This window comes from Erythrobacter tepidarius (assembly GCF_002155695.1).
Classification (GTDB): Bacteria; Pseudomonadota; Alphaproteobacteria; order Sphingomonadales; family Sphingomonadaceae; genus Erythrobacter; species Erythrobacter tepidarius.
In genome coordinates this window covers 1-19,633 of record NZ_MUYJ01000022.1, presented here as the reverse complement: position 1 = coordinate 19,633, position 19,633 = coordinate 1, and the positions used below count along the sequence as shown (strand labels likewise).

The following is a 19,633-nucleotide window of genomic DNA, read 5'->3' as shown; positions in this document are numbered from 1 at the left end:
CCGTGCTCGAGGCAGGCTGCTTCGCCCATGCGAGGCGCAAGTTCTTCGAGCTGGCCGATGTCGTAAGCTCGGCCCGCAAGAAGAGTCGCGGACAGAGCGCCGCCATGATCTATCCGATCGCGCTCGAAGCCGTGCAGCGCCTCGATGCCCTGTTCGACATCGAGCGCGGCATCAACGGCAAGAGCCCGGCCGAGCGGCTTGCAGTTCGCCAGGAACTCAGCGCGCCGCTCATGGCCGAGCTCCACACCTGGCTGACCGAGCAGGTCGCCAAGCTATCGCGCGGCCATGATCTCACCAAGGCCTGCTTCTACATGCTCAAGCGCTGGGACGCGTTCACCCGCTTCCTCGACGATGGCCGGATCTGCCTCACCAACAACGCAGCTGAGCGCGCGCTCCGCTGCATCCCGCTTGGCCGCAAGGCATGGCTGTTCTGCGGATCCGATCGCGGCGGCCAGCGTGCCGTCATCATCTACACCCTGATCCAGACCGCCAGGCTCAACGATGTCGATCCGCAGGCCTGGCTCGCCGATGTCCTCGCTCGCATCGCCGATCATCCCGCCACCAGGCTCGATCAGCTGCTGCCTTGGAACTGGCGCAAGAGTGAAGGTCTGCTATCGCAGGCGGCATGACCCGCCAAAGCGCCATCGACAGTTTTACCGAGATCGCCACGCTGCGTATCGAGCTGAACGATTCCGACCCGCTCATCTGGCGAGAGCTCGAAGTCCCAACCTCCATCACCCTCAAGGTGCTGCACGAGATCGTCCAGACCGCCATGGGATGGCTCGACTATCACCTCTGGGAGATGGTCATCGATCACCAGACCTACGGCCTGCCCATGGACGAGGACTGGGGGACCGCTCCCCGCAAGGTCGCCTCCCGCACACGACTGCGCGATGTGCTTGCTCCCGGCACTACCCGGATTCATTATGTCTATGATTTCGGCGATTACTGGGAACACAGTTTGATCATCAGGGATGTCCGAGCTGGGGATCGCTCCACGGCATATCCGCGTTTCATCGCCGGTGAGCGCAACTGCCCTCCCGAGGACTGCGGCGGCATCCCGGGGTTCTACGAAATGCTCGAGGCGAGAAACGATCCGGACCATCCAGATCACGCCGATGTCAGCGAATGGCTCGACGACTACGATCCAGACGAACTCGATGTCTTCCCGATCAACGGCATCCTCGGCCGGATCGCCGCTCGTCGTAACGCCGCAGCAAAACGCATCATCAAACCCAGTGACCGCTAACTGAAACGGGTGCGGCCTTCACCGGATGGATACGACGAAAGCAATTTCGGATCAGAAAGATCAAGGGCAGCAATTGCTGGTGGCGCATCCTCAAACATCACTTAGCCCTGCCCGTTGAGAATCAGGCGAGCATTCTAGCGCGGCTTGCGACGAGTTATTCTTTCCGATGACTTAAGGGTCGTTGCGTGATCAGCCGCCGGAGTAACGACTGGCTGCGGCACCCTTGGTAGCCCCGCTCCTGCTTTGGCGGCTGCCCCTTGCTCGCTTTACAGATGAGCACTCCAACGAGCTGACCCGTTCGCTCTCCGCCTACGTGCGCAGCACGTATCCGCGATAGCCGTGGCTATCTTGCAATCTCGTTGAGGTAACGGGTCATCGCTTCATATCCTTCGGGCGTGAGGCGGATAAGCCGCCGCCGATTGTCACTAGGATCGTCCAGGGAACGAATCAATCCTTTGGCTTCAAGGACGCTCAGCCAACGCAATGCAGTTGTTGCAGGTGCACCAGATCCAATGCAGGCGCTCTTGACCGAAACCTGCTCATTCTGGGCCTGGTGAGCGTAAAGGTCGAGCAGAATGTCCCATGCAGGTTCGCCGAAGATCTCTTCATCCTGCAAATGCTTCGCACGTGATCGCCTCTGTTGGTAGGCCATCAGCGCTGCTTCCAATGCGGTCTGATGACGGACCAGAGGCTCAGCGGGTTTGCGCACGAAAGTCTCGCAACCGCTATCCCGGCGAAGTTCATCCAATGTGACCTGTGCCTCGTCGAATTGACGAGCCAACTTCATTATCGTCGCAGCATTCAAGGTTTTGCCCCCGAGTCCCTCACTGCAAGACTAACAGGCAGGATCCCCTTTGAATAGCCCAAGTTAGGAAATCGGAAATCATTGGGCCAAAGTCCGACATAACGGCGGACATTCATGCCACATTGCCATCTAAAGATAGCCATTTCCGTGTAGAGTTTCCCGCCGCATGTTTCTTCCGGTGGCCGTTAGCCGTGACGATGCGCGATCAAACAGGAACCTCGGCGGCTCTTGGCAGAAGCTGATGGGGTGGACGCCCCCCGACGGCATCGATGTGCCATAGTGGAGGTGTTGTAACACCACTGAAGGAGGCGTCCGTGTCGAAGGTTATCACGATTGGTCTGGATATCGCAAAGAACGTTTTTCATGCGCACGGTGCCGATGAGCGCGGCGCGGTGGTGTTCAGTCGCAAGCTGACGAGGAGCAAGCTGCTCGAGTTCTTCGCCGGTCAGCCGGCGTGCACGGTGGCGCTCGAAGCATGCGGCGGGGCGCATCACTGGGCGCGCCAGTTGCAGGCGCTAGGTCACGATGTCCGGCTGATCCCGCCAGCTTACGTGAAGCCGTTCGTGAAACGGAACAAGAATGATGCGGTTGATGCCGAGGCGATCTGCGAGGCAGCACAGCGCCCCGGCATGCGCTTCGTTGCGGTAAAGACCGAGGAGCAGCAGGCTGCAGGCCTCGTGTTCCGCACCCGCGATCTTGTGGTGCGCCAGCGCACCCAGCTCATCAATGCGATCCGCGGGCATCTGGCCGAGTATGGCTGGGTCGCGCCGCGAGGCACCGCGTCTATGGCGATGCTGGCGGATCTTCTGGAAGACGGCGACATGGCCTCAAGCTTGCCGGAAGCTGCGCGGCCGATGTTCAAGCTGATGATCGACCTGTTGTCTGAACTCGACCAGCAGATCGCCACGCTCGACCGCGAGATCGCGCGCAGGGCCAAGGAAGACGAAGCGGCCCGGCGGTTGATGACGATCCCGGGCATTGGTCCGATCGCAGCAACGGCGATCATCGCCTTGGCGCCGCTGATCGAGACGTTCCGCAAAGGCCGCGACTTCGCTGCATGGCTTGGTCTTGCACCGCGCCAGCACTCGACCGGTGGCAAGCAGCGCCTCGGCAGCATAACCAAGATGGGCGAGCGGACGATCCGGCGGCTGCTCATCATCGGTGCAAGCTCCGTAGTCCTGCAGGCCAGCAGGCGCGGCGCTCCGAGTGGTTCATGGCTTGAGCGGATGCTGGCGCGCAAGCCGCGCATGCTGGTGTCAGTTGCGCTCGCCAACAAGATGGCCCGAATGGTCTGGGCACTGCTGACCAGGAAGGAAGATTACAGAGCTCCGGCTGCGGTCTCGGCGTAAGCTGAGAAAGCGGTCAGAGGCGTCGGGGACGTAGGCGGTCGAAGGAGGGTATGGCACAACAGTCGGTGAGACGGGGTCGGAAGAACCAGGGAACGGCTGAGCGCTAGCCAAGCGCGCGAAGCTGAAATGGATCCGATCCGCGAACTCCCATACTGGCCCGCAGCTATGGCGCTGCTCATCGAGGCCGGACAGATGACAGCATCCGACTACGTGCCAACATGCCCGAAATTACCGCTTGCATCCGAAGGGGCGTCCACAGAAGTCGTTCGTCTCACTGATCGTGAACGACCGGATCTGGGTCGCGAGCTGCCGATGCTGATGGCAAGAGAAGGGGCGACTTATCCAACAATATTCCTGCCTTGTCGCTTAATGCGGTGTCAGCGGGAATGCCTCCATGACACCGAAACAGGAAGCCTTCGTCCCCGAATATCTCGTCGACCTCTGCGCTACGTAGCCAGCTATTCCCGCGTTCGGCTAAAGGTCAGACTGCACCGAGCTGCGGGCAAACCCGGTCAGCAGCCGCAGCATAACCCCTGGCGAGCGCGCCTGATTGCCCGTGTATTCGAGCAGCGCGTCGAGCAGCGCGCGGTCGTAATGGTGCCCGTCCATCCACACAGCCTCGATGGTGCGGGTGTTGGCGATGTCCTCGAGCGGGTTGGCGCGCAGCAGCACCAGATCGGCACGCTTGCCCACCGCGATCGAGCCTGCGGTGCGCTCCTGCCCGGCGTAGCGGGCTGCCTCGATGGTCGCGGCGCGCAGCACCTCGGCCGGGCTGAGGCCGGCGGCGACCAGGTGCGCCATCTCGTCGTGATAGCGAAAGCCGCCGATGGTGGTGTCGGTGCCCACGAGCACCCGCACCCCGGCGCGGTGGGCCTCGCCCGTCAGCCTGCGGCCATGTTCGAAATAGGAGCGCAGGGCCGCCTTGTCGGCAGGTGACGGATAGCGCGCGGCGACAGCGCCCAGATCGTCTTCCAGCGCCCATCGCGAGAGCGGATCGAGATAATCAAGGCGCGGGTCGGAAAGGAAGGTCGGGTCAGCCGAGCATGCGTCTTCCTCGCGGGTGACGTGGGTGGGAACCAGCCATGTGCCCGCCTCGCGCATTGCGGCAAACACGGCGGCGCAGCGTTGCGGCTGATACTCCTCAACCATGCGCCGGGCGAGCACGCCGGGCGCCACGTCGGCCAGCTTGCCTTGGCGCCAGTCATCGGCACCAGCGAAGCAATGGCGCGGCAGGGCGTCGGAATGCTCGATGCTGGCTTGGCCGGCGCGCACCGCCTCGGCGAGCGCGACCGCCTTGGGCAGGTGGCCAAGCAGCCTGAGGCCGTGCCGCCGCGCTTCCTCGGCGGCGCGGAAATAGGCGGGCCGCGACAGCCGGTCGTAGACCTTGAGCGCATCGAGCCCCCGCCGCTTGTAGACGAGAGCGAGCCGGGAGACATCCGCCGGGGTCACTTGCGGGCCTTCGAGATAGTAGCTCGCCACCTCCACGAAGCGCGGCGAGGTCATCTGCCCCGCCTCGGCGGCCCGCGTCCAGGCGCGCTTGTCCGCGAGGCAGGCGATCAGCGTGTCGCTTTCCCCCGGACAATCCATCATGTCGCGCACGTTCACCACGCCGTTGGCGACGAACAGCGGCAGGTGCAGCTGCGGCGAGACCTGAAAGCTGTGCATGTGCATGTCCCAGAAGCCGGGCACGAGCCAGCCACCCGCGCCGTCGACCACCGGCAGGCCCTGTGCCGGTGCATCGCTGCCGATGGCGCGGATGTGCCCGCCGCGCACCGCCACGTCGGTGAGAGGCCCGGCAGTGCCGTTCTCGACATCGACGACATGCACGTTGCGGATGAGATAGCCGGTTGCAGGCGGCGGCAGAGGGGCTGGCGGGCTCGGCCAGAGCATCAGGGCCAGCAGCGCCAGCAGGGTTGCAGCCAGAGTGATGCCGGCGATCTTGAAGGTGCGGGTCATGGGCCTGGTTCCCTTGGTAAGTCGGCCCATGTTGCCAGCGCCCGCGTCAAAGCGGCGTGAAAAGGCCTTTGACGCGGCTTTGACGGGCGATCTGACACAAGGCGGCGTGTTTCCTGCAACCAAGGAAGGGCCGTCTCATGCGCTTTGTTCTTGCACTCGTGATCCTGCTGGCGGCGCTGGTGCCGATATCCAGCCATGCCGCCGCCGAGCCGACTGGCGCTCGCGTTCTGCTGGTGGTGAGCGGCAACGGCCGCGACGAGGGGCGCAGCCGCCCAGGCTTCGAATATGACGAGTTCGCGCAAAGCTGGGTGGTGCTGCGCGACAATGGCGTGACCGTCGAGGTAGCAAGTCCCCAAGGCGGGCCGGTCGAGGTCGACGCTTTCGAGCCCGAAAAGCCCTACAACGCCCGCGCGCTGGCCGATCCGGCAGCCCAAGCCGCCTTGCAAGCCACGCTCACCACCGGCGCGGTCGATCCCGCGCGCTATGCGGGCGTGTTCGTGCTCGGCGGCGGGGGCGCGATGTTCGATCTTTACCGCGATCCGGGCCTCAAACGCGTGCTGGAGGAGGTCCATGCCGCAGGCGGTGTGATCGGCGCAGTGTGTCATGGCTCGGTGGTGCTTGCCGACCTGCGCGATGCCGCCGGCCGACCGCTGGTCGCAGGGCGCCGCATCACCGGTTTCACCAATGCCGAGGAACGGCTGTTCGGCGCACGCTGGTCGAAGACCTATCCGGTCTTGCTCGAGGATGCTCTCAAGGCTGCCGGGGCGAGTTTTGCCGAAGGCGCGCCGATGCTGCCCCATGTCGTGAGCGAGGCGCGCGTCGTCACTGGGCAGAACCCCTTTTCCACCTCGCTTGCGGTCGAGGCGATGCTGCGCGCGATGGGCCGCGAGCCTGCGGCGCGCACGGCCTGGCAGGACGAGGCGAGCCTTCTCCTCGTCCAACGCCGCCTGCAAGGCAACCACGCGGCGGTGCGGGCTGAGCTCGCCGCGGCGCCCGCCGCCTTCGATCTGTTGCTGATCGGCATGTGGGGCTATCATCGCGCCGTGCAGGCGGGAGAGGACCGGACGATGCTGGAAGAGGCTGCCGATATCATGGCGCTGGTCGCGGACCGCGTGGCCGAGCCGCGGCTGACGCTCGCCCTCGCCCGAGCCGAGATCAGGCTGGCGCGCAACGCCCAGGCCCGCGCGCGCCTTGAGGAATTGCTCGCACGCGCGCCGAACCTCGCACCCGCGCGTCAGTTGCTGGCCGGTCTTGCCGAGTGAGGCCGCAAGGTGCAGCGCAAGCTCGATATCCTGCTGGTTGAGGACAACCTCTCGCTCAGCGAGAACATTGCCGAATATCTCGAAGCGCTCGGCCACCGGCTAGACTTCGCGCATGACGGGACAGCCGGGCTGGCCCGCGCGCTGGAGGCGCCCTTCGACGTGGTGATCCTCGACCTCGCCCTGCCCCGGCGCGACGGCCTCGAGGTCTGCCGCGAGATCAAGGCGCGATCGACGCGCGCGGTGCCGGTGCTGATGCTGACCGCGCACGACACGCTCGACGACAAGCTCACCGGCTTTGCCCACGGGGCGGATGATTACCTCACCAAGCCCTTCGCGCTCGCCGAACTGGCAGCGCGCTGTCAGGCGCTGGCGCTGCGCCAGCAACTGGGCACCGAGCATCGCATCCGGATCGGCACGCTCACGGTGGATCGCCGCGCCATGACCGCCGAACGCTGCGGGCAGCCGATTGCGCTCACGCCGCTCAGCTTCCGGATCCTGCTGCACCTGGCCGAAGCCTATCCGGCGACCGTCTCGCGCCATGACCTCGCCCACGCGATCTGGGGCGAGGACATGCCGGATTCGGACTCGCTGCGCAGCCACATCCACCTGCTGCGCCAGGCCATCGACAAGCCCTTCGGCACCGCCTCGCTCGAAACGCTGCACGGCTTCGGCTTCCGCCTGTTGGCCGACGCATGAGCCGGCGGCGGCGCAGCCTGCGCGGGCGAATCGTCGCGACCTTCCTGACCTACGCGTTCGCTGTCTCGCTCGGCTTCGTGGGAACGGGCTTCGTGGTCGCCTGGGTGGTGGAGGATGCCTGGCTCAACCAGCAGATCGCCGAGGAAATCGCGCACCAGCAGGATCACTGGCGCCGCCATGGGCGCTTCGCCCCGCCGGTTTTCTCCCATGTCAGCCTGCACCGCAGCCCGGCGGAATTTCCTGCCGATCTGGCGCGGCAGGTCGCCGCGCGGCGCGATCCGCAAGGGGAATACGCGGGCGTTGGGGGGCGGCATTATCATGTGCTGGGCTTTGCTCTGCCCGACGGCGGGGGGAAGGCATGGGCGGTCGCCGAAGTCGCGAGCCGACTGGTGGTGCGGCCCCTGACGGGCGAACTGCTGGTCCTGATTGCCGGCAGCGCGACGTTCATGCTGCTCGCCGCGGGCGTGCTTGGCTATGGACTGGCACGGCGGACAACCGCGCCGCTGACTGCGCTCGCCCGGACGGTGGAGGAAGCCTCGGTCGATCGCATACCTCGGCTCGACGATGCGGCGAGCGAAGATGCAGAGATCGCGGCGGTCATCGGCAAGGTTGCCGAACTGCTCGAAGGGACCCGCGGTTTCGTCGAGCGCGAGCACCGCTTCACGCGCGATGCCAGCCACGAGTTGCGCACGCCGATCACGGTGATCCGCAGTTCGGCCGAACTGATGGCCACGCGCGGCCCCCTGCCCTCCGAGCTTTCGCGCCCCCTCCAGCGCATCGAGCAGGCGGCGCGAGACATGGAGCGGACGGTCGATCTGTTGTTGTTGCTCGCGCGCGAGGAGGCAGCACCCTCCGTCGCCGAGGCAGCGGACCTGTTGCCGCTGGTCGAGCGCGTGGTGCTCGCCGAAAGCGAGCGGATCGGCGCGCATCACGTCGCCGTCTCGCTGGCGATCCCCGCCGCGCGCAAGGCAAGGGCGAGCACGCCGGTGGCCGAGGCGATCATCCGCAACCTCGTCGCCAATGCCTTGGTTCATGGCGGCGGCGCACCGGTTGCGATCCGCGCCGATGCCGAAAAGCTCGAGATTGCCGATCAGGGTGCCGGAATGTCCGACGAATGGCTCGAAGACCTCGGCGCAGGCCGGGCACCGCAAGGGCGCGGTATCGGCCTGTCGATCGTGCTGCGGCTCTGCCGCTTGCAGAACCTGCCGCTGGCGTTCGCCAGGCGGCCGGGGGGCGGAACTCTGGTTGAGGTCGGACTGTGATGCTGGCACGGCGGGAAGGTCGGTGCCGGCTAATGTGCAATTCGGGAAAGGTCCCCTGCCCTTTCGCCCGGGACTGAGGAGGTAATCGCGTGCGAAGGCGTTCGTTTCTGGGGCTTGCTGGCACTGCTACAGCCGGGGCCACCCTGGCTGCGGCAAGGCCGATGCAGGCTCGCTTGCCGGCTCCGCCGCTGCCCGTCAGGATCAAGCCGCCGGTGCTGCGTCCGGGCGATCGGGTGGCGCTGATCAATCCCAGCACGGCCATTTACGATCCGGCGGCGGTGCTGCGAGCGCAGGCGTTGATCGCCGCGCTGGGCCTCACGCCGGTCGTTTCCGAAAGCCTGACGGACCGACCGCGCGATCTGGCCGCGTCGGTCGATCAGCGGCTGCGCGAACTGCACGACGCCTTCGCGGATCCATCGATCCGGGGGGTGTTCTGCGCGCGCGGCGGTTATGGCGTGAGCGAGATCATGCACGGGGTCGATTTCGGCGTGATCCGCGCCAATCCCAAGGTCTTTCTCGGCTTCAGCGACATCACTTTGCTGCATCTCGCCATCGCTCGCGAGACTGGCCTCGTGACGTTCCATGGCCGGATGCCTGCCATGCGCGAGTTCCCGGTCTTCTCGCTCGAGGCCCTGCGACGCGCGCTGTTCGGCCGGGAACCGCTCGGGCCGCTCGTCAATCCGCCCGAAGCCGCTCTTCTGCGCCCCGCCTATCCGTTAAGGACGATCGCGGGAGGCACGGCAACGGGGCCGCTGGTCGGCGGGAACCTCTCGATGATCATGGCGGCCATGGGAACGCCGTGGGAAATCGACACGCGCGGTGCGATCTTCTTCTTCGAGGATGTCGACGAGCCCCCCTATCGCATCGCCCGCATGCTGCTCACATTGCAGCACGCCGGGAAGCTCCGCGAGGCGGCGGGGATCGTGGTCGGGCACTGTGCGCGCTGCGATGGCCCGTCAGACGTCACGCCCTATTCGCTCAACGAGGTTTTAGACCAGATCCTCAGCCATACCAGCGTGCCCGTCTTCAGCGGATTGCTCCTTGGCCACACGAGCGAGCAGATCACCATTCCTCTCGGTGTGCGTGCGCAGATTGATGCAGATGCTTGCACCTTGTCCTTGCTCGAAGCGGGGGTTGATGGCGCTGCGCCTGAAGCCTCCGGTCGGCAGAGGCGACGCATTTGATGTTCGACATGCGGGTGCATTAGTGACTGGCTACCCGGGAGCGCTTGATCGGCGGCTCTTGTCACGAGCGGTCGCATCATGTGCCCGATCTAGACGACCGGATCTGGGTCGGGAGCTGCCGCGGTCCTAATGGCGGCTTTGCCCCGCTTCTGGAAAATTGCTGCCAGTCAGCAATCGACCCCTTTGCGGTCATTCAGGATTTCACTATCCTGAGTCCGATGCAACCCGCTTTTTTCCTTGCGAGTCTCGCTCTTTGCGCGGCCGGATGTTCTAACCAAAACTTACTGGGCGAGGAAGTCTGGACCGATGAGCAGCTCGCTCAGGCCGATGTAAGATTCGGTTGGAACTTCGAGGTGGAATGCGAGGAGGCTCCCTCAAGGAACCTCGATGTCTTAATTCACCCCGACAACTCCTACCAAATTGAGATCATCGAATACCGGAACGAAGCTCCACCAGAAACTCTTAGTCGGGCGGACGGCAAGCTTGCCCCCATGACTGCCACTCGATTACGACGAAGTTTAGCGCTTCTTCGTTCGGATAACGCACAAGACCACTTCACTTCCATGCCCGGATGCCCCGAATGGTCTCATCCGGCTATCGAATACTACGTGGGTTTCGAAATTGACGAAAAACCCGCTTTGACCGTGCTTGAACTCCACTGCGAGACGCCAGAGACCGTTGAAGGGCGTCGAATAATTTCAGAGGCGATGGCGGCATTTCCGCAAGTGGATCGCACAAAGGTGTTGGCTGGATCGGTTGAACTCTGACGGCAGCAATCCACCCAGTTGCAGTCATCAGCGGGTTCGGGTCTCGATCGCAGAAGCCGCCTGACGGCTTTCGGCGAAAGCAGACGTTGCCGTTGATGCAGGGGAATGGCTGACCATGGGTCGGCAGCTGCCGCTATCCAAGTCCGGCCACGAACGACGGCTATTCTGGGTTTGCTCAAGAGCCGCCATTCTGGGGTCGTCCCCATAAAGTAGGCTGCTGCGAAAGGCTGGAGCTCGGCTCGAACCGGACCAACTTCCGCCCCGGCAGCGTGAACCAGGTGGAGAGCGCCTTGCTGTGGGCATGACGGGATTGACCGCGCTCGTTCGACAGACACTGGTGCCGCAGGGCCCATCGGCGCGCCTTCGCGCCCTTTGATCGAGGAGGCAGCTGAGTTTTTCTTGGCTTAGCCCTAGGCCCAACTCCGCCAATATAAGTCGCTTGGGCATTCCCAAGTCCGCCCGGACGCGAGATCGACCAGAAGATAATTTTCAGGGATGTGGAGGCGCAGGCCGTCGCGAATCCTCTCTACTCGCTCAACGGTCATGTCGCCGCCCAATGGGAGTTCCACCAGATCCGCAAGAGGACGTCCATTCATTGTGACAAGCCTTGCCTCCGGAACATCGGCGCCATGGATAATTAGCACATCGCGTGCCCAGTCCAACGTCCCGTGCTTCTCGACTTCAGCATGGATCGTTCCGTCTACCCAGTAGAGGGCCACGAACATCGATGTGCCGGACCCGGGTATCTCGACAGCCACTTCATAAGCTTCCGCGAGCTTCGAACGAATGAGCTCAGAATCGACTTTACCTGACGCCAATACCGCAGCCGCTAATCCCGTGATCCTACCATCCGCGCCATGACTCCGAAGGTTTTCAAGTTCCTTGTAGCGCTCACTGATGCCCCACGGGGAACCGAAAGAGTGGCCTCTCATCACCTGAGCTCGCTGCCACGCGGGAATGAAATCCGGCAAAAGCCCCGGGCGCAACGCGGCATCGAGAGCGAGGTAGTGCACGTGGAAATCCAGGTCTTCCACGTCAGACGCAAACCCCATCTCGATGATTATCGCGTCAACGGTGGCTTCCTTTCCAGCGACGCACATTTCGGCAATAGCGCGCACTTCCGCGCCCTGCTGAGCGATATCCTTCCGACGCTTCCAAAATGAGCGCATCTCCATAACGATCGACTCTGCAAACTCCTTGATCTGCTCCGGTAGTGCGCCACAGAAGCGCGGAGCATCAGTCCCATTGGCCGAACACTGGAGGACAACACCGCCAGCCTCAGCACATGGAAGAAATTGCAACCTATGTCGTTCGCCATTGACACAGATAAGGACGGGCTGGGGCAGCCCGAGGCGGCGACAAGCAAGCCTTCGCGTCAACCGAGTTATGTGGCGATGCAGTAGCTCAAGGTTAGGCCCGTGCGCGTCCTTCCTGGTGGTGAAAACCGGGTGCAAGCCAGGTCGCCCCGCATCCAACGTCCAGCGCTCTCCGCCGATCAAGATTTCTCCAAGCTCCCTAGTTTCGAAAACGGTTCCGAATGGAAGCTTTGTCTGCGTCTTCGGGTGTTTCAGCGTAACCAGCACACCATTCGCGATTGTGACCAGATCTTCGTCCGAGCTGGTCAAGATATCGCGATCCAATGCGGGCGCGCGCCGCCGATCTATTTCCATCGCGGCAGCTACAACGGGCGCCAGCGGCGTTCCATTCCCTGCATCATGCCCTTCGAGCAGCATTTCCAGCCGGGCGTTGGTCGCAGCTGCCGCAAACTGATTTTGATTTCCGCTGAACATAAGTTTTTCCTTCTCTCAAGAATCCTATGCCGCGAAAATCCCTTCCATCAGGTTCAACAAACGCTTCGTAGCTCCAATTCGACGTTTTGGGTTGGGCGCAGACAAGTGGCGTGAACCGTCCGATCGCCCAGCAACTGTCGCTCACTCCTCCAGAACCACCAGATCCTTTAGCTTTGAGGCCGAAGTTTGAGCGCGCGCCCGAGGGGCGAAGCCTGGTGTGCTGCGAGCAGTTAGGCCGGGCGACGCAGTGGTCAGATCGGCGACCCAAATCCACCCTTCGCCTCTTCGAGAACTCGCCACGCTCGGAATGCGGCAAACAGCGTGTTTCGCTCATCCGCCGGGCAGAATGCCCGGATATAGAGCGCCCACAAAGCCTGCGCCTGAGATGCCGCGCGCCGCCGTCGGTGCAGCGGGGTCGAGGTGGACCCGGGTAGTTCGATCGCAATGTCCGCGCCCGCTTCGCGCAGCTGCGCGCCGGATACATGCAGCGGCAAGAGCGTGATGTCAGGGCGCTGGCGCAGGATCAGTTCGGCATCGCTGGGAAAGAAGTCACCGCTCCTGCGCGCTCTCAGCAGCCGCCGGACGGGGGAGACCGTGTGCCACACCAGCAGTTCGCTGCCTTGAGGCAGACGCTTGGCCACACCGTCGATGATCTCGGCGCGGCTATGGATTGGATCGAAGACAGCATGATGAAGCGCAAAGCGGGTTTCCGCTTCTCCCGAACGGGTCACCGAGAATAGGGCAAGCGACCTGATCTGGGAACGCCGTCGGTGCTCGGGCCGAGTGCGGGTAATCACGAGCGCGGACAGGACATCCGGATGAACGAAATGGGACATGGGTCAGCCTCATCGTTGGAAGGGAGAAAGAGCGGGACGGAAGAACGCAAAACAGGCGGTGATCCGAAGGGCACCGCCTGCTTACAAATCAGTTTTAGGAGGGGCGCACAGCGCGATAGCGTGCCGGCCTTTTGAGGTGGTGGTGGTGAGCGCCGAAGTGGACTGTAGGGAAAAATCCCTCGGGAGAAACGGCTCAGCCGCGAAGCCCGCTAGACGCCGTCGATCGGCTCGTGAGCGAACTTCAACAGCAGCAGATGCTCGCTGAGTGCCCGCGCCCCGTGTTCTGCCGCCAACTCGCCCCAGCTCTGCCAGCGGTCGAGGCGGTGAGCGATCCAGGCGAACTGGCGATCGCGTGCGTAGTCGTCGACGAAGGTAAGCGTCCACAGCACGCGCGTCAGCGGGATGTTGTGGCCCATCTCGGAGCCGATCAGTTTGATCGCGGGCCTGTCCGCGATCGGCTCGCGCACAAAGCGATAGCGCAGTGCCCTGCCCATCGCCTCGAGCTCTGCCATGACCTGCTCTCGCTGAGCACGAGTTGTCCCATGATCGAGGCCATTCCAAGGGTGCAGGGTGGGAAAGTCGAGCGGGGCGAGATCGGCTACGTCCCTCCCGCGCGTTGCGGCCAGCATTCGCAGGATCGCCCGTCCCTCGACCGTGACTTCGCCGCCTTCCGTGAGATCCTGCCCCTCCAACCAGGCAAGGTAATGCCAGGACTCGCGCCAGACCTCGAAGAAGAATTCGTGGACGGCCTCTTCCCGGGTCACTCGGCGGTTGCTGGCGGCGTGAAGCACGGCCAGCAGCTGCTCACAAGCAAGGTCGAGGTTCGAACCTGAGCCCATGGAAAGGCGAACGTGCCACAGATAGTGGCGCAGGCTCTCCCACACCTCGCCGTTCTCATCGACAAGTCCTTTGGCGTCGGGATCCTTGCGAAGCCAATAGCCCCAGGGCAAATCGACGAGACGCTCATTCGCGTAGCCGCGCGGGTCGGGTATCCACTTAGACATGGTCGCGGCCTCCCTTGCGCAGCTTGAGGGCCTTTGACCGGTCTTCGAGCGCGAGCGGGACACCAGTAGCGGCTGATCCCTCATTTCCGATCGGAGCATTGCCATCGAGAGCCTTCAGCTGGCGCGCGAGGGCGACCGTCTGATCGGCCACATAGGCGATGTCGCGATATTCGCGGGGGCCATCCTCGCGGTCCTCATCGTTTCGCGCATACCCCCTGGGCAGGAAGTCACAGGCATGCTCGCAAGCGAACCCGAACCACCATGCGTCGCTGGCGCCGCTTCCTTCGCTATCCTTTAGGCCCGGCACGCTCTGCTGCTTGACGCCCCGGAAGCGAGTGTCATCGTGGGGGTGGCACACGCGAACCGCAGGTGGATCGTTCTTCTGGCAGGTTGCAGAATAGGTGAGACCGCGATGCACCGTGAGACCGAGTTCCGTGGGGATTGCATCGGCCAGATAGCCCCACAGGGGGTGCTCCGGGCCGACTGCGACATAGCCCGCGAGCGCGCCGCTCGGCTGACGCAGGATCAGGCAGTGATATCTGCTCGCGGCGTCGATCCATGCGACCCGGTCGGGTTCGCTTTCCCAGGGGCCTTCGCCGTAGGGTCGGCGCTCAGGGATCTGCAGGATTTGCTCGGGGCGGATGTGGTGGACGCCGAGCCTGAGAGTATCCGGCAGCGCCAGCGCTGTGGATTGCGGCTTAACTGATGTCAGGCTGCGGCTTTTGCCGCCCGCACGGCTGCGGCGAGGTTTAGTAGACTTAGGCATGTAGATTTCCTTCAGATACAGAAAAGCCGCAGGCCTCGCGGGACATGCGGCGGATGAGCTCCCAACGGGGAGTGATTATGGCGCGCGGAGGCCTTTGCCGGGGCGCTTGCGCAGGGCGCGCCGGCGGGTCACAGAATTATCAGGTCATGGGGATCTCCTTGGGTTCGGTGATGGCGGTAAGCATGCTTGTTCGGCCAACAGGGTCCGCGCCGATCACGCTGCCCGGAAAACTGGGCCGCGCAGGCGCGATGCCGCGAGCTGCGCCCGCGCCCATGGGGCGAAACTATTCCGCACGAACGTGCTCGCAGGCATCGCTTTGGCCGCCGCCTCCGAAAGGACGAGACTGCTGCGCGTCGGATGACAGGAAATGACTGCGTGGCTGGCAAGATGCCTGAGGGCGATCATTGCTGTGGTGAGCACGTCCGCGAGGCACTGGTCTTTCACCTTCGGCCATGCACAGCTTTCGACCAGCGGGCCGATGGCCTTGCTGGGGGTCGGCTTGCAAGGGATGCCAGTGGCCGCGGCATACTCAGGCAAGTGAGGAAAATTCGCGCGCGAAGCGACCGCGCGACACAGATCGAGCCTCTCGCGGCAGTAGATGCTGGGATCGCGCAGCTGCGGCGGGAGCAGCAGGTCATGCCGCGACGCGACCCGGCGGAGCACCGGCAAATCCTTGCTTTCCCCTCCCCAGGTCACGAACACAGCCTCGGGGCGCTGCTCAAGCACATCGAACAAGCGCTCGGCGATTACCCGCTCATCGGCTTCGTCATTAGCGATGACGGTGAGCGCCTCAACTTTGGGAACCTCGCTGCCGGGTTCGAACCGCAGCACCATCCAGCAACCGCAGGCGATCGTGTGGAACGGCCAACGGATATCGCCTTCGGCATCCTTGCCATCGGCAACCTTGTATCCCTGATAAAGGCTTCGATCGTAGGCATACTCGAGGTCGGCGATGACGAAAGACTGTGAGGGCGGCAGCTTGCCATCGCCATCTTTCGCCCTTGCGGAAAAGGCTCGGGCCTCACGCTCGAGCGTGGTGCCAAGATAGGTGCGATGTCCGTGCTCACGTCCGACAACATCGACGGCGTTGTCGGCAGCGGCGGTGACAGGGCGAGCTTCGTTCTTGGTATCGGTCATGTTCATTTCCTTTGCATTGAAACGCATCAGGCCCGCACACGGCGGGCCTGATGAGGGGGGTGTCGAGTTATCTGCGGGACTGGACGGCGGTCAGCGATAGCGCTCCACAGCCGAAAGGGTCTTCATCGCGGGTTCGGGGAGCGCCTTGCTGCGAAACCACTCGAGCTCCGAGGCTGTCTCGCAGAATCTGAGTTGTTTCTGCCAGACCCGCTCGGTCGCATTCCACCGGAAGCCGCGCGCCCGGAGAACGTCTTTCGCAGAATAAGGCGAGCGATGTGCGGACATCAGCACGCTGGGCTGCGCGGCATTTTCGCGCAACCGCGCGAAATGGGATCGCGGTTCGTCGCCGTTCGGATCGGGGCGCCGTTGTGACAGAAGCCAGAACAGGCTCCAGACATCGCTGCTGGCGCGATGCGCAGCGGAAAACCAGCCATGCTGTGCGAGCAAAAACGGCTGGCTACGACCTTCGAATTCCAGTGCCTGCCAGTCGATGTCGCGCATTGAACATGCCCATGGCTTATCAGCGCGCTCGGGCAACAGCTGATCGAACCATTGAATGTCGAAAGCCGCATTATGCGCGGCAACGAGATCCGCACGATCGAGCAGCCGACCAACCTGCTCAAGGTCGATGGCCTGGCCTCCAAGACAGGCATCAGACAACCCGGTCAGCCGTGCGATCTCGGCAGTCAGGGGCTTGCCCGGGTCATTGAGCCAGGACCACGGTCCGAGATGCGCAAGCGCTTCACCCTCCGGTGACAACCACACCAGCATGACGGCGAGCTCGATCACCTCGTCCTCCGCGAGCGAAAGACCGCTGGTCTCCACGTCCACCAGTGCGATGCAATCGGCGTCGGGCGGTGTGTTGCCCTCCATGCGCTGGAAAAGCTCGGGGATCTTGCGCAGGACGCGGAAGTCGGCGCTTTCTTCAAGCAGGCGCGCTGCGCGCTCGAGCCTGTGATTTCGGGATAGGATATTCATGTTAGGTTCTCCAATGCTGTTGGTGAACCGGCGAGGCGAAGGCCGAGCGTTTAAAACTCTACCTTTTCCCTTCACCCTGCCGGTTCAACCGGCAGGTCTCCCTTCCTCCTTTTCCTTCCTCTGCTTAGGAATTTCCCGCTTTATTTCCGCGCCGCAGCAGCGGCGCGCCCGAACGCGGAGCGGGCACGCGCTTTTCCATCTCCGGCGGCAAAAAAAGACCTGCCACCCCGGCGCCGAGGCGTCCTCTGCCGGCTTGCCGAAGTTGCATCCCGTGCGCTTGTCAATGCCGCTCGATCAGTCGCCCTAGTTATCCCCGCTGCTGCCAGAGCTTTTCGCCCATGGAGTGCCATCCAGCAAATCATCGGGTGAAGCTTTCGCATTCGACTTGTTCGAAGGCTCAGGCTTCACCGTTCGGGGCCTGCCGCGACCTCGCTTCTGCGGTGACTGACGCTCCGAGGGGTTTGCTCGACCGGTTTCGGGCGTGACATCGTCGTGCGGCACCGGCTGTTCATCGGTGGCGGGCCCGCTCATAGCGCCAATCGTCTTCAGGAGCTTATCATACTGATCCTGCACCACCTGAAGCTTGGCCTTTTCCTGGCTGAGTTCGCCCTTGGTCGCTGCAAGTTCGCTCGCCAGCTGGTCCCGCTCGTTGGCCACGGTGCGGCACCATTCTTCGGCATTATCGAGCTTGCGCTGGATCTCATCGCGCTCGGCCTCGAGCTTATCGAAGCGGTCGGACCATTTATCGATCTCCCGCTGATGAACCTCGCAATCCTCAGCCCGGTATTTGCCGCTCACGCCTCGAAGCAACCGCCGGAGGGTCTCGCAGGTAACGTCCAGCGCTTCATCCAGCTCGGGCGGAGCTTTCGCGATAAAGGGCACGCCTTCGGCGATTCGCCGCTCCTTCCAGTTTTCGAGCTTTTCACCGACCAAGCCATTCGCCTTCGGGTATCCGAGCTTCTTCGCCACCTGATTGGGTATAACCTTCTCGATATCGTAGCCGCACTCCTGGAGAAGCTCGTCGGCCGCCCGATCGACCGCATCCTGCGTTGCCACCTTCGCCATGATCTCACCTTTCACCACCTTTAAGCGAATGAAGCGACATTCGCTGTATTCGCCATTTTCGCTCTATTCGCTATTTTGAATTATGCCAAGCGAAGACAAATTAACACTCCCATTCTGAGACACTCTTGATCGTAAATCGGTATCGATCAGATCTCATATGTGGATCTAAACCAATAAAACAAGATACCCTCGAAGCCTCATCGGTTATACTTTCTCTGTTTTCTTTGGGTCATGTTTTTGCGTCGCACAAACCCTCGATCGGTTTCGTTGTCCGTCTTGTAAACCCATCCGGCATAGTGTCGTTTGGCCAATCCATCGGTTCGGCGCAGCCTCTCTGCTTCGTCATAACGCATCGTCTTAAATATGGACTCGCGATCCCCAGCGCTGGTGGTGCGCATCAGTTCATCGACGATATACGGAGCCAAAGCCTTGTCTTGGTCGCTTCCTGAAAGCGCCTCCCGCCAAGCAACGATTTCGGGACGCACGGCTAGGTCGACCTTCTTGGCGGCGAGTTGTCCCTTAGCCGCCTCACCCAATAGTCGCAGGAAAGTCGGATCGGATTTCTGCCCTCGAACAAAGTCGGCAGCCCAAGACCCGTATTCGTCCGGAATTCTAAGAGTGGTTCCGGTGAGCTGGAACTTCCCGGCGGCAAGGCCCGTGAAGACCCAATTGCGCTTCGCCTGCTGGACGCGCCTGATAGCTGGACACCTCGAAAAACCCTCGCCTTTGATGCGCTGATCTGATTCACTCTGCGCTGCGATGAGCGGAGGCGATGATGGTTGGTCAGCCGGGTTTCTTTGATTTGTCGGATCGGTATGCGGCGTTGAGCGCGGCGGGCGATCCGCTGGAGCGGTTGGCGGGGGTGGTGGATTTTGAAGTGTTCCGCGGGCCGCTGATCGTGGCGCTGAGGCGGAGCGATCGTGGCAAAGGCGGCCGGCCGCCGTTCGATCCGGTGATGATGTTCAAGATCCTGGTGCTGCAGGCGCTCTACTCGCTCTCGGACGAGGCGGCAGAGTTCCAGATCAAGGACCGGCTCTCGTTCCAGCGGTTCCTGGGGTTAGGGCTCGATGGCAAGGTGCCTGATGCCACCACGGTGTGGCTGTTTCGTGAGCAGCTTGTGAAGGCCAAGGCGATCGACAAGCTCTTTGCGCGCTTCGATGCCGTGCTGACCGATCGCGGCTATCTGGCGATGGGCGGGCAGATCATCGATGCGACCGTGGTGCCGGCGCCCAGGCAGCGCAATAGCGATGAGGAAAAGGCCGCGATAAAGGAGGGCAAGATCCCGGAGCGCTGGAAGGAGAAGCCCGCCAGGATCCGCCAGAAGGACCGCGATGCGCGCTGGACGGTCAAATACTCCAAGGCGAAGGTGAAGGAGGGTGCTGATCCTGCGGCGTTCAAGCCGGTCGATCTTGCCATCCCGATGTTCGGCTACAAGAACCACATCGGCATCGACCGGGCGCATGGGCTGATCAGGACCTGGGATGCCAGCGCGGCCAACGCCCATGACGGGGCGCGGCTGCCAGACCT

The 19,633-nt window shown here is 63.0% G+C and carries 19 protein-coding genes; 9 read left to right on the top strand and 10 right to left on the bottom strand.

Translation table 11 applies throughout. The features are described from left to right. Positions 1-629, top strand: a 629-nt coding sequence (gene tnpC / locus BZF61_RS15245; protein ID WP_143736998.1) for an IS66 family transposase, incomplete at its 5' end; no start/stop codon positions are given. Continuing rightward, on the top strand, positions 626-1,249 hold the full coding sequence (locus BZF61_RS15240) for a plasmid pRiA4b ORF-3 family protein (protein WP_027443935.1): 624 nt from the start codon (positions 626-628) through the stop codon (positions 1,247-1,249). The genes tnpC and BZF61_RS15240, both read left to right, overlap by 4 nt. A 343-nt stretch (positions 1,250-1,592) precedes the next feature. Here BZF61_RS15240 and BZF61_RS15235 read toward each other — a convergent pair whose 3' ends face one another. Then, positions 1,593-2,036 carry a helix-turn-helix domain-containing protein gene (locus tag BZF61_RS15235; RefSeq protein WP_086620156.1) on the bottom strand — a complete coding sequence of 148 codons (444 nt, stop codon included), beginning with the start codon at positions 2,034-2,036 and terminating at the stop codon, positions 1,593-1,595. A 332-nt stretch (positions 2,037-2,368) separates the two neighbouring features. On the opposite strand from BZF61_RS15235, the gene BZF61_RS15230 reads away from it, so the two are divergent. Then, on the top strand, positions 2,369-3,403 hold the full coding sequence (locus BZF61_RS15230) for an IS110 family RNA-guided transposase (RefSeq protein WP_086620155.1): 1,035 nt from the start codon (positions 2,369-2,371) through the stop codon (positions 3,401-3,403). A 474-nt stretch (positions 3,404-3,877) separates the two neighbouring features. On the opposite strand, the gene BZF61_RS15225 is transcribed toward BZF61_RS15230, so the two are convergent. Beyond that, the gene (locus BZF61_RS15225) at positions 3,878-5,359 is read right to left on the bottom strand and encodes an amidohydrolase family protein (RefSeq protein WP_158094111.1); all 1,482 of its coding nucleotides are present in this window, start codon (positions 5,357-5,359) and stop codon (positions 3,878-3,880) included. A 137-nt stretch (positions 5,360-5,496) separates the two neighbouring features. Here BZF61_RS15225 and BZF61_RS15220 point away from each other — a divergent pair, with 137 nt between their 5' ends. The 5 genes from BZF61_RS15220 to BZF61_RS15685 all read left to right on the top strand — a co-directional run bounded on the left by BZF61_RS15220 (position 5,497) and on the right by BZF61_RS15685 (position 10,530). Next, positions 5,497-6,621 (top strand): type 1 glutamine amidotransferase domain-containing protein, encoded by a 1,125-nt coding sequence (locus BZF61_RS15220; RefSeq protein WP_086620153.1) that lies wholly within the window; start codon positions 5,497-5,499, stop codon positions 6,619-6,621. A 9-nt stretch (positions 6,622-6,630) separates the two neighbouring features. Further along, positions 6,631-7,317: a response regulator transcription factor gene (locus BZF61_RS15215; protein WP_086620152.1), complete on the top strand. Its 687-nt coding sequence runs from the start codon at positions 6,631-6,633 to the stop codon at positions 7,315-7,317. Next, a complete protein-coding gene (locus BZF61_RS15210) occupies positions 7,314-8,579 on the top strand; it encodes a sensor histidine kinase (protein WP_086620151.1) in 1,266 nt (421 codons plus the stop codon). Before BZF61_RS15215 ends, BZF61_RS15210 begins: the two co-directional genes overlap by 4 nt. A gap of 161 nt (positions 8,580-8,740) precedes the next feature. After that, complete coding sequence (locus BZF61_RS15205; protein ID WP_211276808.1) at positions 8,741-9,763, top strand: S66 peptidase family protein; 1,023 nt, start codon at positions 8,741-8,743, stop codon at positions 9,761-9,763. Positions 9,764-9,843: 80 nt separating this feature from the next. Continuing rightward, on the top strand, positions 9,844-10,530 hold the full coding sequence (locus tag BZF61_RS15685) for a hypothetical protein (RefSeq protein ID WP_143737109.1): 687 nt from the start codon (positions 9,844-9,846) through the stop codon (positions 10,528-10,530). A gap of 410 nt (positions 10,531-10,940) precedes the next feature. On the opposite strand, the gene BZF61_RS15200 is transcribed toward BZF61_RS15685, so the two are convergent. From BZF61_RS15200 to BZF61_RS15675, 8 genes are all read right to left on the bottom strand, one after another. Further along, positions 10,941-12,320: a hypothetical protein gene (locus BZF61_RS15200; RefSeq protein ID WP_086620150.1), complete on the bottom strand. Its 1,380-nt coding sequence runs from the start codon at positions 12,318-12,320 to the stop codon at positions 10,941-10,943. A gap of 251 nt (positions 12,321-12,571) precedes the next feature. Continuing rightward, on the bottom strand, positions 12,572-13,156 hold the full coding sequence (locus BZF61_RS15195) for a hypothetical protein (protein ID WP_143737107.1): 585 nt from the start codon (positions 13,154-13,156) through the stop codon (positions 12,572-12,574). A gap of 209 nt (positions 13,157-13,365) precedes the next feature. Then, positions 13,366-14,160, bottom strand: coding sequence for a hypothetical protein (locus BZF61_RS15190; protein WP_143737105.1), 795 nt, complete (start codon positions 14,158-14,160; stop codon positions 13,366-13,368). Continuing rightward, complete coding sequence (locus tag BZF61_RS15680) at positions 14,153-14,926, bottom strand: hypothetical protein (protein ID WP_143737103.1); 774 nt, start codon at positions 14,924-14,926, stop codon at positions 14,153-14,155. The genes BZF61_RS15190 and BZF61_RS15680 overlap by 8 nt, the downstream gene beginning before the upstream one ends. A 213-nt stretch (positions 14,927-15,139) precedes the next feature. Then, a complete protein-coding gene (locus BZF61_RS15175) occupies positions 15,140-16,063 on the bottom strand; it encodes a 3'-5' exonuclease family protein (RefSeq protein WP_158094110.1) in 924 nt (307 codons plus the stop codon). Positions 16,064-16,153: 90 nt separating this feature from the next. Next, on the bottom strand, positions 16,154-17,041 hold the full coding sequence (locus BZF61_RS15170) for a 3'-5' exonuclease (RefSeq protein WP_086620144.1): 888 nt from the start codon (positions 17,039-17,041) through the stop codon (positions 16,154-16,156). Positions 17,042-17,344: 303 nt separating this feature from the next. Further along, on the bottom strand, positions 17,345-18,106 hold the full coding sequence (locus BZF61_RS15165; RefSeq protein WP_086620143.1) for a hypothetical protein: 762 nt from the start codon (positions 18,104-18,106) through the stop codon (positions 17,345-17,347). 197 nt (positions 18,107-18,303) lie between these two features. Next, a complete protein-coding gene (locus BZF61_RS15675) occupies positions 18,304-18,591 on the bottom strand; it encodes a hypothetical protein (RefSeq protein ID WP_143737101.1) in 288 nt (95 codons plus the stop codon). 290 nt (positions 18,592-18,881) lie between these two features. On the opposite strand from BZF61_RS15675, the gene BZF61_RS15160 reads away from it, so the two are divergent. Next, a partial coding sequence (locus BZF61_RS15160) for an IS5 family transposase (protein WP_086616887.1) occupies positions 18,882-19,633 on the top strand: 752 nt, incomplete at its 3' end.